The sequence below is a fragment of the Planctomicrobium stercoris genome, from assembly GCF_051465655.1.
In the GTDB taxonomy this organism is placed as follows: Bacteria; Planctomycetota; Planctomycetia; order Planctomycetales; family Planctomycetaceae; genus Planctomicrobium.
Genome location: NZ_CP195791.1, coordinates 2,814,349 through 2,833,544, shown reverse-complemented (window position 1 = coordinate 2,833,544; position 19,196 = coordinate 2,814,349). Strand labels below are relative to the sequence as shown.

The 19,196-nt window shown below is 57.5% G+C and carries 22 protein-coding genes and 1 pseudogene; 3 read left to right on the top strand and 20 right to left on the bottom strand.

The window, feature by feature from the left end; all coding sequences use genetic code 11:
- Positions 1-76 precede the first annotated feature (76 nt).
- The 3 genes and pseudogenes from istA to SH661x_RS11625 all read left to right on the top strand — a co-directional run bounded on the left by istA (position 77) and on the right by SH661x_RS11625 (position 3,048).
- Complete coding sequence (istA, locus tag SH661x_RS11635; protein ID WP_437231075.1) at positions 77-1,585, top strand: IS21 family transposase; 1,509 nt, start codon at positions 77-79, stop codon at positions 1,583-1,585.
- Positions 1,582-2,274: pseudogene (istB, locus tag SH661x_RS11630) on the top strand (IS21-like element helper ATPase IstB); the annotation flags it as partial. The gene istA and the pseudogene istB, both read left to right, overlap by 4 nt.
- Entirely contained in the window at positions 2,257-3,048 is a 792-nt protein-coding gene (locus tag SH661x_RS11625; protein WP_437231189.1) for an ISL3 family transposase, read from the top strand. The pseudogene istB and the gene SH661x_RS11625, both read left to right, overlap by 18 nt.
- Before the next feature lie 871 nt (positions 3,049-3,919).
- On the opposite strand, the gene SH661x_RS11620 is transcribed toward SH661x_RS11625, so the two are convergent.
- The 20 genes from SH661x_RS11620 to SH661x_RS11525 form a co-directional block, all read right to left on the bottom strand.
- Entirely contained in the window at positions 3,920-5,392 is a 1,473-nt protein-coding gene (locus tag SH661x_RS11620) for a hypothetical protein (protein ID WP_437231074.1), read from the bottom strand.
- Positions 5,350-5,826 (bottom strand): hypothetical protein, encoded by a 477-nt coding sequence (locus tag SH661x_RS11615; RefSeq protein WP_437228753.1) that lies wholly within the window; start codon positions 5,824-5,826, stop codon positions 5,350-5,352. The genes SH661x_RS11620 and SH661x_RS11615 overlap by 43 nt, the downstream gene beginning before the upstream one ends.
- Positions 5,827-5,838: 12 nt before the next feature.
- Positions 5,839-6,780, bottom strand: coding sequence for a hypothetical protein (locus SH661x_RS11610; protein WP_437228755.1), 942 nt, complete (start codon positions 6,778-6,780; stop codon positions 5,839-5,841).
- Entirely contained in the window at positions 6,780-8,318 is a 1,539-nt protein-coding gene (locus tag SH661x_RS11605; RefSeq protein ID WP_437228757.1) for a hypothetical protein, read from the bottom strand. Before SH661x_RS11605 ends, SH661x_RS11610 begins: the two co-directional genes overlap by 1 nt.
- Entirely contained in the window at positions 8,315-8,542 is a 228-nt protein-coding gene (locus SH661x_RS11600) for a hypothetical protein (protein WP_437228759.1), read from the bottom strand. Before SH661x_RS11600 ends, SH661x_RS11605 begins: the two co-directional genes overlap by 4 nt.
- Before the next feature lie 9 nt (positions 8,543-8,551).
- A complete protein-coding gene (locus SH661x_RS11595; protein ID WP_437228761.1) occupies positions 8,552-8,893 on the bottom strand; it encodes a phage tail assembly protein T in 342 nt (113 codons plus the stop codon).
- A 26-nt stretch (positions 8,894-8,919) separates the two neighbouring features.
- Positions 8,920-9,294 carry a hypothetical protein gene (locus SH661x_RS11590; protein ID WP_437228763.1) on the bottom strand — a complete coding sequence of 125 codons (375 nt, stop codon included), beginning with the start codon at positions 9,292-9,294 and terminating at the stop codon, positions 8,920-8,922.
- Positions 9,295-9,344: 50 nt separating this feature from the next.
- Entirely contained in the window at positions 9,345-9,677 is a 333-nt protein-coding gene (locus SH661x_RS11585; protein WP_437231073.1) for a hypothetical protein, read from the bottom strand.
- Positions 9,678-9,737: 60 nt separating this feature from the next.
- Positions 9,738-10,166: a hypothetical protein gene (locus SH661x_RS11580; RefSeq protein WP_437231072.1), complete on the bottom strand. Its 429-nt coding sequence runs from the start codon at positions 10,164-10,166 to the stop codon at positions 9,738-9,740.
- Position 10,167: 1 nt separating this feature from the next.
- Positions 10,168-10,605 (bottom strand): hypothetical protein, encoded by a 438-nt coding sequence (locus SH661x_RS11575; RefSeq protein WP_437231071.1) that lies wholly within the window; start codon positions 10,603-10,605, stop codon positions 10,168-10,170.
- Positions 10,602-11,072 carry a hypothetical protein gene (locus SH661x_RS11570; RefSeq protein ID WP_437231070.1) on the bottom strand — a complete coding sequence of 157 codons (471 nt, stop codon included), beginning with the start codon at positions 11,070-11,072 and terminating at the stop codon, positions 10,602-10,604. The genes SH661x_RS11575 and SH661x_RS11570 overlap by 4 nt, the downstream gene beginning before the upstream one ends.
- Positions 11,072-11,428 carry a hypothetical protein gene (locus tag SH661x_RS11565; RefSeq protein ID WP_437231069.1) on the bottom strand — a complete coding sequence of 119 codons (357 nt, stop codon included), beginning with the start codon at positions 11,426-11,428 and terminating at the stop codon, positions 11,072-11,074. The genes SH661x_RS11570 and SH661x_RS11565 overlap by 1 nt, the downstream gene beginning before the upstream one ends.
- 323 nt (positions 11,429-11,751) lie before the next feature.
- Positions 11,752-12,333 (bottom strand): hypothetical protein, encoded by a 582-nt coding sequence (locus SH661x_RS11560; RefSeq protein WP_437231068.1) that lies wholly within the window; start codon positions 12,331-12,333, stop codon positions 11,752-11,754.
- Between the two features lie 26 nt (positions 12,334-12,359).
- Positions 12,360-12,803, bottom strand: a complete 444-nt coding sequence (locus SH661x_RS11555; protein ID WP_437231067.1) for a hypothetical protein — start codon at positions 12,801-12,803, stop codon at positions 12,360-12,362.
- A complete protein-coding gene (locus tag SH661x_RS11550; protein WP_437231066.1) occupies positions 12,800-13,078 on the bottom strand; it encodes a hypothetical protein in 279 nt (92 codons plus the stop codon). The genes SH661x_RS11555 and SH661x_RS11550 overlap by 4 nt, the downstream gene beginning before the upstream one ends.
- Before the next feature lie 79 nt (positions 13,079-13,157).
- On the bottom strand, positions 13,158-14,489 hold the full coding sequence (locus SH661x_RS11545; protein WP_437231065.1) for a phage major capsid protein: 1,332 nt from the start codon (positions 14,487-14,489) through the stop codon (positions 13,158-13,160).
- Between the two features lie 160 nt (positions 14,490-14,649).
- On the bottom strand, positions 14,650-15,609 hold the full coding sequence (locus SH661x_RS11540; RefSeq protein ID WP_437231064.1) for a head maturation protease, ClpP-related: 960 nt from the start codon (positions 15,607-15,609) through the stop codon (positions 14,650-14,652).
- Positions 15,584-16,915 (bottom strand): phage portal protein, encoded by a 1,332-nt coding sequence (locus SH661x_RS11535; protein WP_437231063.1) that lies wholly within the window; start codon positions 16,913-16,915, stop codon positions 15,584-15,586. The genes SH661x_RS11540 and SH661x_RS11535 overlap by 26 nt, the downstream gene beginning before the upstream one ends.
- Entirely contained in the window at positions 16,912-18,603 is a 1,692-nt protein-coding gene (locus SH661x_RS11530; RefSeq protein WP_437231062.1) for a terminase large subunit, read from the bottom strand. Before SH661x_RS11530 ends, SH661x_RS11535 begins: the two co-directional genes overlap by 4 nt.
- 2 nt (positions 18,604-18,605) lie before the next feature.
- Positions 18,606-19,097: a phage terminase small subunit P27 family gene (locus tag SH661x_RS11525; protein WP_437231061.1), complete on the bottom strand. Its 492-nt coding sequence runs from the start codon at positions 19,095-19,097 to the stop codon at positions 18,606-18,608.
- Positions 19,098-19,196: the final 99 nt, after the last annotated feature.

Below are 19,196 nucleotides of genomic sequence, written 5' to 3'. Positions count from 1 at the left end.
TGTTCACTTGTTGTCGTTTGTTCAGACTCTGGAGTTTTGAACTTCCAGGATCTGGCAACCGGCAGCGGGGGACGGGGTGTATACCGACATGGAGCAATGGGCAGAGATTCGACGCAAAGTCCTGACGGGTCAGGTCAGCAAGCGGGCCGCCTGCAAAGAGTATGGCATTCATTGGCAGACGCTGGAGAAGATGCTCGCTCACGCCGAGCCGCCGGGGTATCGACGCAGCAAATCCCGCACGTCCAAGCTGGACCCGTTTCTCCCGGTGATCCAGCAGATCCTCAAGGCAGACAAGTCGTCCCATCGCAAGCAGCGGCATACCGCGAAGAAGATCTTCGAGCGACTGCGTGAGGAACACGGCTATACCGGTGGCCTGACAATGGTATCCATGGCGGTGCGGGATCTGAAACAGAAGTCCCGGGAAGTGTTCCTGCCGCTCTCGCATCCACCAGGGGAAGCTCAGGTCGACTTCGGCTTTGCCGATGTTCACCTGAACGGCCAGCTCACCAAAGTGGCGCTCTTCGTGATGACGCTGCCGTACTCGGACGCCATCTTCATGCAAGCGTTTCCCAGAGAATGCACCGAGTCATTCCAGGAAGGGCACGTCCGGGCCTTCGCGTTCTTTGGCGGTGTCCCCACTCGCATCAGCTACGACAACAGCAAGGTGGCAGTGTCGAAGATCATCAGCCACCGGGAACGGAAGCTCACCACGGAGTTCCTGCGGCTCCAGAGCCACTTTCTGTATGCAGAGCACTTCTGTCTGGTCCGCAGGCCCAATGAGAAAGGACATGTTGAACGTCTGCTGGACTACGCCCGGAAGACGTTCCTGGTGCCGGTCCCGCAGGTGCGGTCGCTGGAGGAGCTGAATGCTCAGCTCGCATCTCTGTGTGAGAAAGACCTGGCCAGAACCCTCCGTGGCAAACCCGCTTCCAAGCAGGTGCTGCTGGATGAAGAACGGCGTGATCATCTGCGTCCGATTCCGAAAGAAGAGTTCTCTTCGTTCCGCATCGAGTCTGTTCAAGCCGATGCACTCTCACTGGTGCGCTTCGACAGGAATAGCTATTCGGTCCCCACGAAGTATGCGTATCAACTCATCACGGTCAAAGCCACGATCGATCAGGTCCACCTGATCTGTGAAGGAGAACTGGTGGCCACCCATCCCCGCTGCTGGGACAAGGAGCAGACGTTCTACGATCCCGTGCATTACCTGGCCCTGCTGGAACGCAAGCCCGGTGGGTTTGATCATGCCAGGCCGCTGGAGAACTGGGATCTGCCGGTGAGCTTCGGGATCCTGCGACGACGGTTCGAAGCGGAGTTTGCTGGCCGTGGAACCCGTGAGTTCATCAAGGTGCTGCGGCTCCTGGAGAGCCATTCGCTGTCTGCTTTGAAAGATGCTGTGCAGCACGCTCTGGAGATCGGAGCGACCAGCGCGGATGCGGTGCGATTGATCCTTGAGTACCGGGAAGAACAACCGGTCGACCTGTTCTGCCTGGAGGGTCGACCGCACCTGAAGTCTGTCCAGATCCGCCAGACGAGTGTGCTGGCGTACCAGTCCCTGTTGTCTTTCAATGGAGTCGTCTCATGAAGAAGATCGAAACGAAGAGCACCGTGCTGCTGCATCATCATCTCAAAGCCTTGAAACTGCCGACGATGCACAGCGAATGTGAAAAGGTCGCTGGCCGTTGTGCCAGTGAGAACGTCGATCACCTGGGTTACCTGCTGCAGCTGTGCGACCTGGAACTCATTGATCGGGAACGCAAATCGTCGGAGAGAAGACTGAAGGCCGCGCAGTTCCCGCACCACAGGACACTGGAGTCGTTTGAGTTCGTCTCACAACCATCGCTGAACAAGCTCCTGGTGACAGAGCTGCTCCGATGTGAATATCTCCTCAAGCGAGAGAATATTCTACTGGTGGGGAACAGTGGGACGGGGAAGACGCATATCGCCACAGCATTGGGGATCGCCGCGTGTTCGCAGGGAAAGAAGGTGCGGTTTTATCGGGTCACAGAGTTGATCACGGAGTTACTGGAAGCCCGTGAAGAACGAACGCTGCTGAAGCTGAAGAAACAGCTCTCCCGACTGGACCTGCTGATCCTGGATGAACTGGGCTATGTCCCCGCCAGCAAGATCGGAGCGGAACTGCTGTTCGATGTGATCAGCACCGCGTACGAACGTCTGAGCCTGATCGTGACGACGAACCTGCCGTTCGAGAACTGGACGGAGGTGCTGGGGAGCGAGCGACTCACCGGAGCCGCCCTGGACCGGCTGACGCACCGGTGTCACAAGCGAATTGCCATTGATGAAATCCATGTCGGAAAGAAGCACCGCTTCATCACGCTGGTGCTGGACCTGGAGAGTGGAGCGGTGGTTTTCGTCGGCAAGGGAAAAGGAGCTGATGCTCTCAAGCCATTCTGGAAACGGCTGACATCCTCTCGTGCCCAGGTGCAGGCGGTGGCCACCGACATGTCGCCCGCGTACATCAGTGCGGTGCTGGAGAACCTGCCAGATGCGTCTTTGGTGTTTGATCGATTTCACATCATGAAGCTGCTGAATGAGAAGCTGACGCAACTGCGTCGGGAGCTGTTTCATGAAGCGGAAGGCCCATTGGGAAGACAGGTGCTCAAAGGGACCCGCTGGCTGCTCTTGAAGAACCCGGAGAGCCTGGATCATTCAAAAGGAGAGCACCTTCGGCTGAAGGAAGCCTTGCAGCTCAACCAACCGCTGGCGATTGCCTACTACTTGAAGGATGAGCTGCGGATGTTCTGGGAGCAGGAGACCTGGGGTGATGCAATGGAGTTCCTGGAAGACTGGTGCAGGCGAGCCCAGACCTCGGGCATTCGCATCCTGCAGCAGTTCGCCCGGACGTTACAGGGACACCGCAGTGGGCTGTTGGCCTGGTATCATCACCCGATTTCGACCGGTCCGCTGGAAGGTGTGAACAACAAGGTCAAGCTGCTGCAGCGGCGAGCATATGGCTACCGCGACCTGGAACTGTTCCAGCTCCGCATCCTGTCCCTGCATACCACCCGCTTCGAGATCGTCGGTTAACGACAACACCCCTATCTCCCGGATGAACCTTCTTTACATCTCTGAAGAATTCTTTTGCAAATACAGCAGGGACAGCAATTACCACTTTGGAGGATTTCGATACGGTTTTCTCCATTCGGGAGAAATTCGTTTTCCGGGGACCGGATTTGCAGTGATTCTTGGCATCTTGAAACCTGCAAGCGAGTGCTGTTGTGTTCTGGGGATCTAATGCATGACGTACGTTTGGCGCGACAAGTTGTTTTCCACATGCAGGGCAATCGCAATCATCCGGTCCGAAAATCGCATCGCACTGACTACATTTTTCAACCGCAACTCGCAGAGAATGGTTCATTTGATTTGGCCCACCAGAAATTCATCGATCGCAATGATCTTGCGAGAAACTGTGGAAAACAGTATCAACATCGACAAGTCTATGGCAAGCGGGATGTTGTGGCATCCTATCGACGTCGCTTTTGATTTGAGCGACGCCATTCACCACTCCCATTTGATCCGGCGGTTGAGTCAACTAAATTGCATGTCTGAAATTCTATTGCTCCGGAATCCCCCAATTCGGCTCTAAAAAGTGACTTATGACGAGTTTTTCATCACTTAGATGCCTCCGATACCGCTCAATCGCCGCGTCGACCTGATCGGTCCACTTTGAACGGTTCAGTTCAAATCGAGCGGGAAAGTCGTTGACCTCGCGAATCGACGAATAACTGTGTCCCGATGGTCTCGTCGACGTCCCGCCATCAAAAATTGAAGTCGCTGGTTTTCCTCTTGCAGGGCGAAGATTCTGCAGGATGATGAACGGCGCTTCGGCCAAGCGTCGTTGCAAAGGGGCTGTCGATGCCGGCCCGCACTCGACAGTCCCTTTCTTGTTCAGGAACCTTCACCCGAACTTCACCTTCCCGTTGCACGCCACCAGCAGGTGATCGTCGACGATTTCGAATTCAGCCGCTCCGAATGTGGTGGCTGCGGTACTCAGCGGGTCGATCAGTTGCCGTTGCCAGAGGACGTTGCCTGTCGACACGTCCATGGCGGTCATGTGCATTCGCAGGCCGTCCGTGAGTGAGGGGAGGTCTCCGGAGATGTACAGCCTCCCGTCGTGCTCGCGAGCTTCGTAGATGTAGTTCGATCCCCATTCGCCCACGCTGGAGAAGGGAGTCGCCCAGGCCACGCCGGAACTGGTGTATTTGACCGCGTGCCAGACTCCGCTGATTTCTGCGAACTGGTAGACCGCCGACGTTCCCGCCACGATCAGATGATGGACACTCCAGTATGTCGTCGATGGGTCAACGTAGCTCCAGGTAATATTCAGGTTATTGTCGAGCAGAAACAGCTTTCTTTGAGCGGGCATTCTTGTGGCGAGCGTTGTCCCGTTCGAATCGATCGTGTCCGCCCGGTAGAGTCCGGGAGAGCCGCTGCTTGCTGTGCCAGTGGCCACCGTCGAGAGTGCCCGCACTGCTCGCGTCGTGGCCGGACCGTTGGCGGCAATTTCAATCGAGACGTAGCCGAATTGAGAGTCGCCAGTCCCGTTACTGGCTCCCAGCTTCAGGAACGCAACTTCCCCCGACCCGTGCCTCACGAACGGAATGCCCAGCCACGGGAGCGGGTAATAGCAGAATCGTCCCGTGAGAAGGGTTCCGGCAGAATTGTGACATCGAATAGAGCAGGATCTCTGTACGTCCGTGACATTCGCATAGGTGCTCATGGACCCCCAGCTGGCGTAGGTGCATCCTCCGTAGGAGTTGCCCGAAATCGATCTTCTGGAGGTGAGGACGCCGTCAGCAACGATGCCATTGATTCGGCTACCACCGGGAGATTCTGAGTTTGTCGCATAATTGATATACTGCGTCTTGTCACACTCCCCGTCGCTGACCTTGAACCGGCAGAGATACAGGTCTCGCGTAGAACCCGCTGGAAGAACCGCAGGATAGGCCAGCGTCGATTGCCCCATCGGCAAGGCCCAGATGTATCGATTGCCGGTTGAAACGTCTTTACTGAGACACCAGTGGCGATACTCCAACTGTCGGGGTGATGTGGTCGGAGTTGTTGAATCCGACTCCAGATCGAACGAACCGCCGTTGTCGGTGTAAGTGGAAAACTGCGTGACCGGATCTGTTGATGAAATCCACCCGCCGCAGTCAGCACACCAGTCGTCGGCCCCGGTGAGGACTGCCCGGGAAGGCTGAAGATGGGAGTGTTCCAGGGCAGGGTATCCCGTTTTACGGGCATGCCAGACCAGACCGCCGTCCAGCGTCAGCTTGAACAGCGTGGCGACCGGCTTTGGCTGATGTATGCGTGGGCAGCAGCTGCACATCAGGAATCGTACCCCTTCCAGTTGGCTGAAGAAGCTTTCCACATCCGGAACACTCCACCGCCGGTCAGGTCGTCGGAGATATCATCACCGTCCGGAAATTCGATGGTCTGGCCTTTCAGGTCACCTTGAAAAATGACGTGCAGTGCGACCGCAGGCCATGGACCGCCGACTACCTTCACGTTGCCTTCGCCGATCTTGGAATGACCCTCGTAGGCAGTCTGAACGGCCTCCTTGTCATCATTCCACTGAATCTCGATGTCTTCCGTGGTCCCGTCGATCGTGTACGGAAGCGTGACACTTCCCCCGGAGACCGGTCCGAAACAGTTCAAACAGTCGACTTCGGAGCAGGGACCGGATGGCTTTCCGCCGGGTGGGTATGTTTGCTTGCGTGGCTGGTGCAGGATGCGCTTGGTCCGCGCGTACCGACGGACGGTCTTGGCTGTCTTTCTGGCTGCTCGCAGTGTCAATCCAGGCATGGAACCGTTCTCCTAAGATCCGGACAGATCCGGCAACGCCGAACTGAACGACTCCTCTTCATAGATTTCCGTTTCTTTGAAAACCGCCGTGGTGTGGGTCGGGTTCTCGATCAGGTAACCATCCTCGTCCAGCATCTGGGGGTCGGAAACAAAGTCCCGCAGTGCATCGTCGTATTCCAGTTCGTTCCCTTCCTCATCCTTCAGCGGGAGCTTGATCTTGCGTTTGATCTTGTCCCCGCCGCCGATGTCGACCATCTCATTCAGCCCGTTCTCGATACGCTTGTCCTTCCAGCCTTCCATATCCACCAGCAGCTTGAAACTGACCGTGATGAATTCCACGCCGTTCTCGGTCTGGATGTCCGATTCGTCTCCCGGTTCAAACAGCAGCGTTCCGGCTGGATACGAACGACCACGGATTTCAAAGGTGTCAGAGTTCGTCTTGTCCGCCAGAGAGTCCATCCATCCCGGGGACGCGGCCACGTTTATCTGAACGTTCCAGACCGGGCAGGACTTCGGACGGACGACGGGATCCAGGAACGCATCACCGGCCGCGTTCAGGATGGCGTTTCCATCGCGGTCCTCGAAACAGGGGATTTCCGCCCGGTCGTAGCTCTTGGTGACCTTGGGCCGTCGTTCCAGCGGGTTCGGAGTCGATTCCCGTTCCGCAGCGTCTTCATCCTTCTCGCTGAAGACCATTTTGTATTCGCAGGTGATGTGCCACTGACGCAGGCTGTTCCCGTTCCAGCGTTGGTACTTCAAGCCGGTCGCCCGGAAGAACGGATTGATGGGATGGCCTGCGCCGCGATAGGGCAGGGCTCCGCTCGCCTGCAGTCCCCCCACGAACGACAGCGGGTGATCGTTCTTATTGTTGACCGTGACAATCCAGCCTTCAGTGCAGGTGTCTTCACCTCCACTCTGATCACCGGGGTTACGTTTGCATGATTCGACGGACATCAGTAATCCAGTTCTTCTGTAGTGTCATCACCGGTGTTCGCGGCAATCTGCCGGAGCAGACCGGTTTGGCTTTCCGTCGCTTTCAGTTGCTTCTTCAGGTACTGGTCCCGCGCGTTCGCTTGAGCCGCACCGGATGACTGAATCAGCTTGTAGGCTTCCACCGTATTCACGCGGGCTGCGACCGGTCCCGATGCCTTGGATTCGCCCTTGTCCTTGCCGGACTGAATGTCGGGCAGCGCTTCGACCGCTTTGGATGCGGGCGCCTGCACTCCTTCCCGTGTTTTCTGCTGCTGGTCCAGATGGTCCTGCAGGCTTTGACCGGCAGCGTTCCCCAGGCGGGCGAAGTCCTGATTCAGCTGGCGTTCCAGAGGCCCCATCTCACGTTTGGGGATCTGCGGAAGCGACTGAATGGCGTTCACGAACCCCTCTGTCAGCGGCTTCCATGTCAGTTGCAGCGACTTCGTCCCGCCACTGGAGATGAATTCCCAGATGGATGAAAAGATGGACCGGATGTTCTCCCCCAGGTTGATCAGCATCGTGAGGGACAGATCCAGAGCCGTTCGCCAGATGTTCCCCCAGTTGTCACCGAACCAGGTCAGCATTTCCGGCAACGTCGACGCAAAGAAATGCACCATCTCCGCCCCGAACGTCACCACTCCCAGCTGAGCACCGACAAACGCCATTTCTGCAATGGTCTGCCAATTGGCGATCGCCCATCCGGCGATGTCGAACGCGGTCAAAAGGGAATCGCTGATGAATCCGAAAACCTGTCCGGCAATGGGAACCAGCATCGTGAAACCATCAGCCACCTGCGTAATCGCCGGAGCAAGCAAGATCGCGGCCTGCTGGGCCACCCCCATGACCGCTCCTTTCATCCGGTCAATCGCGTCGTTGGCTTCCGCCACTTTCTGCGAGTCCACGTTGCTGAACGTCATTCCGAGCTTGTCGGCTTCGTCCATCATGGCCTGGATCCCGGCAGCCCCACCGGAGAGCATCGGCAACATCTCCTGTCCGGACTTCCCGAAAATCTTGATCGCTGCAGCGGCCCGGTCCGACGCACTCGGCAGCTGGGAGATTTTCTCGGCCAGTTGGATGAACGTCTGGGACGGGTCCTGCGCGGCCAGTTCATTTGCGGAGAGTCCGAACTGATCCAGAACACCCTTGGCACTTCCGATCCCCTGCCGGGCCGCTCCGACGTTGGCCAGCATCTTCTGCATGCCTTTGGTCAGCCCTTCTGCAGAGCTTCCCCCGAGTGAGGCTGCATGCTGCAGGCCGATCAACTGTTCTGTCGTGGTCCCGATCGTATCGGCCAGCTCGCCCGTCTCATCGACAGACTGCATGGCTGAGAGTGTCAGATCCTTGAACGCGCTGATTCCGGAGACAGCCGCGAACCCGGCCACGATCCCCGTGGCAATCCCCGCCATTGATTTGATCGTCGACTGGCCGAATCCTGCCAGTTCCGAGCGAGCCGCATTGAGCCCGCTGGAAAAGGGAACTCTGTTCAGTCCCAGGTTCACAACCATATCACCGATGGTCATGGCTGCTCCTTCCGTGTGACAGACAACGGCGCGGGGCGATGTTCGGAGATGAACACCGGTTTCCGATGGAAGATGAACGGACGACCGTCAGGCTGCAAAGCGAACCGCTTCACGAACCCCGATTCCGTGTCGCACTCCAGGCACTTCGGAACGACCGTTCCGGTGGCATCCTTCACGATGACCGGCTGGCCGATGCGTGTGGTGTTCTCCAGGGTGTAAATCACGTCATCACCTCAAGTCCGCGCCCGAGCCAGCAGCACTGCCGATTCCATGTTCGCCCGCATCGCTTCCGCTTCCATGAGTTCATCCGGTTCCGCTTCCGGCGGGTCGTCCAACCACGAACAGAACGTCTGCGGTGTGATCTCCTGCAGGACTTCCGGTTTTTCACCAGCCAGTCCCCCCAGATATCTCACGACCACCGCCATGAACGCGGCCACTGGTCCATCCCAGCGATCCGGACCGATCGGACAGGTGAACGCATCGAACGCCTGCCACTTCCGGAACGTCTCCTCATCGATGGAATCCAGCATCCCATCGACATCCGCAGTCCTCCCGACCCCCGCTGCCAGCTTCATGGCAAACAACGCGCGGGGATCGGCAGTCAGTTTTTTGCGAGAGATTCCAGATCGGTCTCGCTGATGCGATTGGTTTCCGTGGCCGCAGCCGCGATGAATTCGACGATGACGCCGTCCTGCTCCCCGAGTCCTTCCAGATCGTTCTCTGTCAGCAGCCGCGTCGCTGTTTCATCACAAAACGTCTCGATGACCAGGCGTTGCCGGACTTCCCGCTGACGGGTCGCCAGAGGCTTTCCCGCTTTGGTTGCGAACTGGCTTTCAAACTGGCCGCGCTCCTTGGCCGTCATCCGCATGACGTGAAACGTCTGTCCGGCAAACCCTTCCGGGAAGTCCTCCGGGAACTTGTAGTCCCGAACGACCCGGGGAGATTTTTTCAGGAGCAGGTCTCGTGAAATGGCCATCAGTGAAAATCCTCATTGTTGGTCGTTGGAAAGTGAGCAGGAATACCGGATCAGCTGGCCGGTTGCTCGGCTTTCGCCTTCTTGCGTCGCAATGCCGGGATGTCGTACCCCATCCCTTTGGCGAGCTTGTCCGCCGCCGCGATCGCCTTATCCAGCTTCGTCTCGCTGATGCCGGACGCTTCCCGGCACTCTTCATCGCCGGGGACAGCGGCCCCCAGACGCACCAGCTTCCAGGCTTCCGGGGCGTCGATTTCCGTTCCGGCCGGAACTTTTCTGGTCTTGGACACCCGATAGGGCTTTCCTGCTTCAATGCAGGCCGCATGGACAGCTGCGTCATACTCCGGGTTGTCACCGTCGTGGTCACGAATGAGAATGGCTTTCATAGGGAATCAACCTGTGTGTGAGAATGAATGGATCAAAGAACCGGGACCGCATCATGAGGATTAGTCTTCTTCTTCCTCAGTCTCCGGGTAGGTGGCCAATCCGGTCAGCTGCATGGAACCGCTCGCCTTGAGCATTTCGCCGACACCAGCAGCCGGGCTGAGTTTCTTCAGAATGGCCGAATAGCTCATCGGAGTTCCGACCGGGTACAGGTTCTGCCAGTCGGCCACCTGCGGGGTCGCCTTGAAGGCCATCAGCGTCTGATGCACTTCCAGAACAGGGTCCCAATAGATTTCGAAATCGACCGTACCCGGTTCCACCCAGCCGGTCACATCATGGGCGATTTCGTTCCCCACCTGATCGAGGGTTGGAGTTTCGGTGTCCTGCACTTCATCTTCCGGTCCCCCCAGGCTGATCAGCTGTGCCACGGGGACGTACACGCTGGCGATCTTGACCTTCAGGGTGGTTCCCTTGGATGTCACTTTTCCCATTTCATGCGCTCCTGCTATGGATTCTCAATGTGATTTGATAGACGTGTCGCCCTTTGGTCTCACCGTTCAGAGGCTGTTCGTAGCCGGCCTTGACCCCTTCCAGGTAGATGGCATCCACTTGCCGGTCTCCCATTACTCCGGTGAAATTGTTCCCCTCTTCCGGGAACAACGTGTCCAGAATGTCCTTGCCTGCAGTCTTGGCGCGACCGATGGTCTCTGCCTTCACGTCCAGGTCGACTTCCTCATCCACCAGATCCCGATGTGTCGCGTCGTTGGCATCGACCGTGTTGGCGTAGTCCCCATCAATCAGGCTGATCAGGAAGTATTCGCGACTGTTGGGAGGGGCATCATCAATAAACACCGGTTCCGTTCCGCTCCCTGTGAGCGAGTGAATGGGAGCGTTGGCGAGCAGCCATGTGCGGAGTCCGGTTTCGATCATTTCTTCAGCTTGGCCAGTCCTTTTTCCGTGGTCTCGGCAATCTTCGCGACAACCGCAGCACGGGATTTCAGAGCCGTTTCAAACGTGATTCGGCGGGTGATCTTGATCTGACCCGTACTCCGACCGGTGGTCTTCTGGGTCCGTTCCGTTGTCCCGGCCATGACCGCGAAACCATGCTTCGCCATCTGGTCCCGTTTCTTCCCCACGTTCACGCCCCACTTGCCGACATCCAGTCCAGCCTTGTTGTTCCGGTCCTTCTTCAGCGAGATTCCGACGGCCTTTTTGATCTTCTTGGATTCACCCACGGGAACCGCTTGCCGCAGATCCTTGGCCCCGACTCGCAGACCTGCTCGGACGGAATTGCGGCTGATCCGGCGAGCGTCTTTGTCCGCCAGCTTCATCAGTCGCTTGTCGAGTTCCATCCGGCCCCCCAGAGCCATGTTGGAATTGAATCGAACGGCAGCCATCAGATCTCCGATCCCTGAATCTCGAGGTAGTGCGGCACATCCTGCGTGGTCTTGATGGATGTGATGTTCAGGCAGACTTCCCGCCCGTGGTCTGTAAATGACATTCGGTCTTGTTGCGTGAGGCCGCGCGTCAGTTCATCTCCGCGGCAGACAACCAACCAGCCGGAATTTGGTTGCTGCTGGTTCTGGTTGTATCCCTCACTCGAGAGAATCTGATGACTATCACCGCGACGGCTTCCAAAATTGATCCAGTTGTTCGGATCAGACTCATCAATCTGTCCCCCCTCATCGCGCGAGGCATTTGGCTTGATTCGCGTGAAGACAATTAGTTTGGTGAGTCGAGGATTGGCGGCCATTAATTCTTTCCCCTTGAAACGTGATCAATTTCGGAGGACTTCCAATCACGTCGATTCGGGTGATGTCCAGATCTACTTCCTGTCGACGCTCCATGAACACCAAGCGGTCTTCGCATTCAATACTTGCCACCAATTCATCGAACCGGCAGGAAACTGAGCAATGCGAATCGGAGAGCTTCTCGAGAGTGCAATGGCGCGCCCCCATCGGCCTCCAGTTCGACCGTATCCGTCGATCAGATCGTCCGTTTGCATCTTTGAAAGCTGCAAGTTTGATCCGTCGAAAACTCACCAGTATTTCCCGGGTGGAACGTTTAATTTTCAATTCAGATCCACCTCAGAAGGCTGAGTTGCTGTTCATAGAAGGGGTCGCCGTTTGGCGCGTTCCCAGCTTGCAGCCGGTTCTCGTACCAGTATCCCATCAAGTAAAAGACGAGACGCTGTGCGGAAGGGGGCGTTGGCCACTCCTGCCCTTCGAGGATTTCCGGTCCACATTTGAATCGAACAACAACCGTATGAATTGCATCTCTGAGTGTTGATGGCCAGACCTTCCCTGGTGCCGGCAACAAACGTCCCGGCTTGCTGTCACCATCGAACTGATATTCCGATGGTGACAGCGTGACCGGACTTCCATCTCTGTCCAGATACGTGAATTCCAGGATTTCCCGAACGGGTGGCCGCGGGATCTGGATTTCCAAATTGCCGCGGGGAAATTGATCAAGTTTCAAAACCCCTTCAGCATCGATCAGCTGAATGGAACATGTTTCTTGAACAAGATCGACAGCCGCGTTGTACAAGTGCGTTACAACGTCAACCTGATCGAAAGCAGCTGGATCAAGTCCAAGATAATTGCACGCTGCGGCGAATGGAAAATTGCCTCGATCCTGTGTCGTGATGACGACGGCCATAATAGCCCCCGAATAATGGCTTCGAATCAGGCAGTCCCTTCGGCGGTCCCGACCAGCTTCACCAGTTCTTTGACACTGGTGCTCATGGATGTGGGGAGGGAGCGAGCGTTATACTGGATCGCAAACACCCCATCGATCACCGCATTCGCAGTTCCACGCACGACAACGGGCCGGACGTAGTTCTTGGACGGCTGCCAGATGTCGATCACCAGCAGTTTGTTTCCGTCAGCATCGGCCAGAGCATCCGTGGCAGAGCCTTCAATGTCGGTGTAATCGTCGGCACTGGCGTCGTCTGAGGACTGCTGAGCCTTCAGGCTGGTCACCTGCGTGGATGTCAGGGCGCCGACAGCTGCCACGAACATGATGCCCCGGAATCCCTCCATGGAAAGTCCGGTCCCGTTCTGGGACGTCGTCCCGGCAGCAACGCCGTTGAGAACGCGAGTGATTTTGATTTGTTCTGAAAGAATCATGATGGTTCCTTGGTTGATGGATCTGCGGGAGTTGCTGTCACTCCAGCGGTTTTCTTGCGGCCATTGGGTTTTGAATCAGGAGCTTCGGTAGCGTCTTCTCCAGGAGCCTCCGAGGGAGAATCAGGAGTCAGGACCGGAGCAGAAAGAACGACAGCCTGCCCCGCTTCAACCATCCTCAAAGCCTCCTCATAATCGACCTCGATTTCCTCGCCGGGAGACTGGCTAAAGCCTTGACCGGCGCGAGCCACGAGCAGCTTGATTCTGGTGGTAGACATTCTGATGACCCGATGACTGAAGTTGATGGGGCAGGGCTGCCAGATTGAGGGAAGGTGCTGTAACCACCTTCCCCGCTTGTTACGAGTGCTGCTGCAGGTACTTGACCGGATGCGTTCCCGCATCGACCAGATCCCCGTCAAACCGCAGGAACGCCACGAATCCGTCCGCGTTCTGCAAGGCATATTTTTCGACCATGCGTCGAATCATGATGCTGCGGACGCGACGGATCTTGTATTTGCCAAACGCACCAGCCAGCACGGTTTTCTTGTTGGCCGTGATGGCATCGTCCATGTGCGGATTGCTGAAGATCGGTTTCCCGTCGAACGTGTCGGGAGTCCCCTCCGCCAGCGATCGCTGCCAGAGATACACACCGTCCGTCGATTTCAGTTTCTTCAGAGTCACCCAGACCGTGTCGGCTGCCATGATCCCGAACGATGGATCAGCGCGATACGCGGCATCCACACTCCAGATCAGATCCAGGACTTCATCGCCGGTGATTGCCGTGGCGGAAGCCGTGGTTTTTCCGAGAGTCGCCCGGTTGACGATTCCCCAGGGCTCATTCGAACCCTTACCGGTGGTGCAGCGTTTGTTGATCAGCCGACCGAGCCGGACGCCGAACATCTCGCCCACCTTCGAGGGCATGTCAAATCCCGTATCATCCAGCAGCGCCTGCGGAATGACGATGGCTTTTGAGGACCCGGTGTACGCCCCAAAAACCACGCCGCCGATCGAGGGGTCGCCCTCCGTAGATTCCTGATCATCCGTGATAATCTCGCCCTCATTGGCGGTGTCATTGATCGTCGGATAGGGCAGGTCCACGCCAGTGTCCGTATCCAGCAGGTCACACGCCTGGATCATCGGGCCGCTATGGAGCATCGCCATTTCCAGAGACCCGACCAATCCCGGCCGGGTGAGCATCCCCCCCCGGCTGGGAACCGTGGTGGTCAGTGAGTTGAAATAGTTCGCTCTGGCCACATTCCAATTGGAAGTCAGGTTCAGTTCCAGATTCTGTTTCCGGACGTTCAGGCCGACCGCCTGAGCAGCGTCCATCTGGCGTTCTGACGGCTCTTCGCCCATCTGATAGAGTGCCCATGCCTGGAAGGCGAGAGCCTGCTGCTCATCATCGTATTCCGCGTCACCTCGCCCGTGCCGAATGTCATCTCCGGCAGCCGAGCCCCGTCCGGCAATCCGCCGGTCGTTGGGTTCGTTCAGTTCACGTCCCAGATTCGCCAGCTGTTCCTGCCGTTCGATCCGGGATTTCAGTTCCAGGTCGTCCTTGTTGATGGCCGCGAGCGTGGTTTCTTCTTCCTGCGTCAGCGCCCGGTCCTCAGTCTCCGCCTGATTCACGATTTCCTTGAACCGTGCTTCCAGACTCCCCCGACGTTCCCGCAGTTCTTTAATCGTTGGCATCGCCTAATCCTTCGTGTTGCTCCCGAAAACAGCTTCTGCGATCAGTACGCGCGATATCGCGCGGATTCAGTCAATGGCTTTTCGGAAGAATCTCAAAGAAAAACCCCCGCAATGCACGAGCACGACGGGGGCGCAGTTGCCGGGAGTCAGGATCAACTGCTCACTTTCCGATTCTCTGTCCGACCGCCTTCCAGGCTGCGATCTGGGCCCGGTGATCGATCTTCGGGGTGATGATGGAATCGCTCTGACAGCGGCAACCATCCTCCGCGTGTGCTGCTTTCAGGTCATCCAGCGGGATTTCCAGCACGCTTGAGAACAGTTCCAGAGCAGCATCCGTCTGGCAGTCTGCTTTTCCGGCCAGAATCTCAGGAATTCGGACCCCTTCCGCGCCGGTTCCCTGTGCAGACTGCAGCAACTTGGCCACCAGATGACCGCGCGTCCGGGAATCCATCGTGTCCCGGTCGATCGAGTCGATCCGGGCATTGAGTTTCGCGGCCAGCGTGGCACATTTCCGCAGACCGTCGGGCACGTTCTCGAGGGAATACAGCTTCGGAGAGAGTGAATTCACAATCGCCTGCTTGTTGCTGGTGATTTCCGTCGCCAGTCCCAACGAGACCGCCTTGTCCGCATCGATCCACGTCTCTTTGGCCATCAGGTCCAGGAATTCCCCTTTGGTTTTTCCGGAGCGAGACGCGTAAACCTCCGCCAGAGTGTCCGTGAGGGAGTCCAGCAGGTCGGCGGAGTGTCGCAGGTCTCCAGATTCACCGACCGCCACCGTCCAGGGGTTGTGGATCATCAGGTAGGAGCCCGCCGCCATGCTGATCGTATCACCCGCCATCGCGATGATGGATGCGATACTGGCAGCCACGCCGTCGATGTGCATGTGGATGGACGCCGGGTGATCTTTCAGGAGGTTGTACATCGTCAACCCCTCAAAGACTTCACCACCGTAGGAGTTCATTCGCACGGAAATCGTCGGCGCATCGTTGCCGATCGCTTTCAGCTCACCGGCCAGCCATTTGGCCCCCATCATCCCGGCCCAGCTGGGGCCGATGTCGTCCAGAATGTGGAGTTCGGGGGTTTCCTTGCCTGCCTTAGGCGCGTTTTTCAGAAGTGACATGGCTTTCAATTCTCCTTAACAGGTTGAGCATTTCATTGCTGGTTGCGGTATCGCTTCCCAGCGCCATCCAGTTCGCGGGACGGTACCGAACATCCCCTTCCGGACCGATGGTTTCCCGGCCTTCAGAACGCAACACATCGTTGATGGTGTTCACGCCGATTTCGCAGAAGACGCGATTCGCGGACGCCCGTTCATTGAGGGTCGGCAGGAGCATTTTGGAGCGATCGAACCGGATGACATGCGATTCCTCTTCCTGCTGTTCTTCCGTCAGGAGTTTGGCTTCGCATTCATCTTCCCAGGTCCCCAGCCATGGATCGTAGGACTCATCCAGAGCACTGCGGTTCTCCGCTTCGATGCTGTTGTAGGCTTGGCGGGAGTTGTCCCCGAGCTTGTGCGGGGGAACGCCGACGATGTTCGCAATCTCGATGATCTCGAATCGCTTTGTCTCCAGAAATTGAGCCTCATCCGGACTGAACGACATCTTTGTGAACGTGGCCCCGTTCGAAACCAGGGCGACTTTGTGAGAATTCGCCATACCGGCTGTCGTCTTCTTCCAATACTCGAGCAGGTTCTTCTGGGCATCCGGTCGGATGTTCTGCGGAACCATCAGCACGCCGGAAATATTGGCTCCCTGCCCGAAAAAATGCGCCCCGAACTGGCGAACGGCAATTCCCATCCCGATCGCTTCACGCATGACATCCAGCACCGGGATTCCGATCAGGCCGTCCAGACAGAGATTGCGGATGTGCAGGATGTCCGATTCCGGAACGGTCATCACTTCGCCATCGACGACCGTGCTGTAATGAACTTCCGGGATGTTCGTATCTGCCGGAATCCACTTGATGGGGAACGTGCAAACGGGATCCAGAATCGTCAGGTCCAGCGGGTTGCTGCGGCCGTCACGCTGGATGAACGCGTAACCATTCCCGTGCATCTGGGCATGGAGCGTCAGCGTCCGGCGGAATGTTTTGGATGTGATAAACCGATTTGGCTTCCGCTTGAGCAGCCGGTAAGCGGGATGGTCCTTGGCTTTGGGCATCCCGCCGTCGTCTTCCAGGCGATGCACGGTCAACGGCAGCTTGGCCACCGTATCGGCGATGAGTTTCACCCCCCGGAAGAACGCGGGATATCCGAGTGAGGTCCGGCTGTTGACCCGGACTCCAGACGTTGCTTCCCGACCACCAATTCCATCCAGGAATTCGACGCTGGGACTGCCCCACGTGCCAGCGTTCATGTCCACTGCGTTCTGGATTCCCGGCGCGACCATTCCCCCGCCGACCCGATGTGCAAATTCCGTGTGATTCATAACCAGATCTCTCCCTCTCCGGGATTGTCGTAGGCCGTTTCCTGATACCCGCCCGAAGTGTGCAGGCCGATCGACATGATCAGAGCCACCGGGCCGTCCACTTTCCGGAAGTCATGAGGTGCCGGCTTCACTGGCCGTTTGTTCCCGCTGGCGTCGTGCTTGAACTGGAGATTGCCGATCTGCCAGTCCATGACCGGATGGCCTTGATGGTGCAGCTTCCCGGAGATGAGCAGCCGTTCGAATTCTCCGGTCGGTTCTGCGAACTGCTTCATCGTCTGCGGGAACAGATGGCGGGAAATGCCCCCTTCCTCCTCCAGTTGCTGCGTCAGCTGTTCGGCGTTGTAGGGGTCGTAAGCGACTCCCTGAAACTCGAACTGGTGAATCAGACCCTCTTCCAGCAGGTTGCCGGCGGGGTCGTACAGCCCACAGATGAATTTCTTGATGAATGAGTAATCGCAGACCTCGCCCGGAGTCAGGAAGAGATAGCCTTCCTCTTCCCACGCGAGCCACGACACCAGATCTTTCTGTTCATGAGCCCGTGCTTCCGGCAGCCAGAAGTACGAAAGCGTCTTGAACGTTCCATCATCCTCCGGAAACAGCAGCTGCAAGCTGGTCGTGTCGGACACTTTCGCCAGATCCAGACCGGCGAAACAGGCACGGCCGCGCAGGTCCTCTGCGGTATAGTTCCGGCGGTTGCTGCCCCACTTCTCCATATCGACGGCCGGGCATTCTCCGGTGTTCCAGATGTTCAGCCGGTAGCGTTTGAACGACGCGAAGCTGGACGGCTTGGCTGCTGCTTCATGAGCGTCGGCTGCAAACGTTTCTGCATTGATCGTGAGACCGTAGGAGGGATTCGCCTTCTTCCATGTCTCTTCATCCAGCGGGTCATCAGCAGGATCAGCCGCCCGGATGTAGGCAAAAAACCGCTGATCGATCTGCGTTCCCGCCAGCACACCCTTGGCGTAGTCGTGCTGCTCCTTCGCCACACTCTGCGGATTACTTCCCGCCGTGGTGATGATCGCAAACAACGGCTGAGAGCGCGCGGCCATCCCGTAGCGGAGTGCATCCCAGAACTTGCGGCCGTGCCAGCTATGGATTTCGTCTGCGATACAGCCGTGGATGTTCAGACCTTCGTTGGAATCGGCATCGCCACTCAATGCCCGGTACCAGCTCTGCTGATCCGGATAGGAAATCGTGTTGGTGGTGTGGTTGATGCGAAGTTCCTGCATCAGATCCGGGGAAGCCTTGGTCATCATGATGGCTTCACCGTGGACGATTCCCGCCTGCTTCCGGTCATTGGCGACCGAATAGACCTCCGCTCCCGGCTCCCCATCGCCTGCCAGCAGGTACAGCCCGAGCCCCGCCCCCAGAGTGGACTTGCCGTTTTTCTTGGGAATCTCGATCCAGGCGAAATTGTACCGGCGGAAACCATCCGCTTTCATCCAGCCGAAGATCGGCATCACCACGTCATCACGCTGCCAGTCCAGCAGCTCGAAAGCCTGGCCAGCCCATTGACCTTTGCTGTGTCGCAGGAACCGGGGGAAGAAGTCAACGACCTGCTCCGCAGCTGCGACATCGAAGTAACAGCCCGAGAGCATCGCCCGTTCATCAGCTTCGCTGCGGATCCACTTTGCCCAGCCTTGGCGTTTGGCTTTCTTGAGCAGATTGGGAAGTTGCGGGGACTTCATGATTATTTCGTTTTCCCCCGTTTGGCAGGCTTCGCATTCCGGAATTCAGCCAGAGCAGACTTACGGACTTCGGCCAGTTGGAGATTGAGCTGTTCCCGGGCACGGGGAGTTAAACCCAGGTCGGACAAGGCGGAATGGATCCGCTTTCGGGCACTGTTCGCCACATTCAACGCCGGGTGCGAATACTTCCCGCCTTTCTCACCCTTCAGGATCATGCCATCCCGTTTGACGATCGCATTTGCGGACTGCAATTCCGCGTAGTCATTCGCGATCATCTCCAGGGCCAACCGGTCAGACAGCGTCAGAATTCCCATCGCCTCCAAATTTGAAACCAACCAGTCCCACATCTGCAGGGCAGTCTGATCCGCGGCGACGGAAGCGGGACATTCGGGGCGACCGGAAGGAGAGCGAACGCCTGCGGGGACAGATTGACTGACCCGCGGACGACGCGTGCTAATCCCGGCAGCTTTCTTCGGTCTCCCGGCTCGTGTCATGATTTAACCCCCACCCTATCGATTTCGCTGAAGAAGCTGGCACATGGCGGTGTGGTTTCCAGCGTTTTGGACCTGTTAAAAATTGACCCCCTATGGGGC

What these genes read in the sequence shown, in the direction of transcription:
- SH661x_RS11610 (WP_437228755.1), bottom strand. Translation starts at nt 6,780, where the DNA reads ATGTCCGTCGAATCATGCAAACGTAACCCCGGTGATCAGAGTGGAGGT.
- SH661x_RS11565 (WP_437231069.1), bottom strand. Translation starts at nt 11,428, where the DNA reads ATGGCCGCCAATCCTCGACTCACCAAACTAATTGTCTTCACGCGAATC.
- SH661x_RS11615 (WP_437228753.1), bottom strand. Translation starts at nt 5,826, where the DNA reads ATGCCTGGATTGACACTGCGAGCAGCCAGAAAGACAGCCAAGACCGTC.
- SH661x_RS11545 (WP_437231065.1), bottom strand. Translation starts at nt 14,489, where the DNA reads ATGCCAACGATTAAAGAACTGCGGGAACGTCGGGGGAGTCTGGAAGCA.
- SH661x_RS11530 (WP_437231062.1), bottom strand. Translation starts at nt 18,603, where the DNA reads ATGAAGTCCCCGCAACTTCCCAATCTGCTCAAGAAAGCCAAACGCCAA.
- SH661x_RS11535 (WP_437231063.1), bottom strand. Translation starts at nt 16,915, where the DNA reads ATGAATCACACGGAATTTGCACATCGGGTCGGCGGGGGAATGGTCGCG.
- SH661x_RS11540 (WP_437231064.1), bottom strand. Translation starts at nt 15,609, where the DNA reads ATGTCACTTCTGAAAAACGCGCCTAAGGCAGGCAAGGAAACCCCCGAA.
- SH661x_RS11590 (WP_437228763.1), bottom strand. Translation starts at nt 9,294, where the DNA reads ATGGCCATTTCACGAGACCTGCTCCTGAAAAAATCTCCCCGGGTCGTT.
- SH661x_RS11575 (WP_437231071.1), bottom strand. Translation starts at nt 10,605, where the DNA reads ATGATCGAAACCGGACTCCGCACATGGCTGCTCGCCAACGCTCCCATT.
- SH661x_RS11570 (WP_437231070.1), bottom strand. Translation starts at nt 11,072, where the DNA reads ATGGCTGCCGTTCGATTCAATTCCAACATGGCTCTGGGGGGCCGGATG.
- SH661x_RS11555 (WP_437231067.1), bottom strand. Translation starts at nt 12,803, where the DNA reads ATGATTCTTTCAGAACAAATCAAAATCACTCGCGTTCTCAACGGCGTT.
- SH661x_RS11595 (WP_437228761.1), bottom strand. Translation starts at nt 8,893, where the DNA reads ATGAAGCTGGCAGCGGGGGTCGGGAGGACTGCGGATGTCGATGGGATG.
- SH661x_RS11550 (WP_437231066.1), bottom strand. Translation starts at nt 13,078, where the DNA reads ATGTCTACCACCAGAATCAAGCTGCTCGTGGCTCGCGCCGGTCAAGGC.
- SH661x_RS11605 (WP_437228757.1), bottom strand. Translation starts at nt 8,318, where the DNA reads ATGACCATCGGTGATATGGTTGTGAACCTGGGACTGAACAGAGTTCCC.
- SH661x_RS11525 (WP_437231061.1), bottom strand. Translation starts at nt 19,097, where the DNA reads ATGACACGAGCCGGGAGACCGAAGAAAGCTGCCGGGATTAGCACGCGT.
- SH661x_RS11580 (WP_437231072.1), bottom strand. Translation starts at nt 10,166, where the DNA reads ATGGGAAAAGTGACATCCAAGGGAACCACCCTGAAGGTCAAGATCGCC.
- SH661x_RS11560 (WP_437231068.1), bottom strand. Translation starts at nt 12,333, where the DNA reads ATGGCCGTCGTCATCACGACACAGGATCGAGGCAATTTTCCATTCGCC.
- SH661x_RS11585 (WP_437231073.1), bottom strand. Translation starts at nt 9,677, where the DNA reads ATGAAAGCCATTCTCATTCGTGACCACGACGGTGACAACCCGGAGTAT.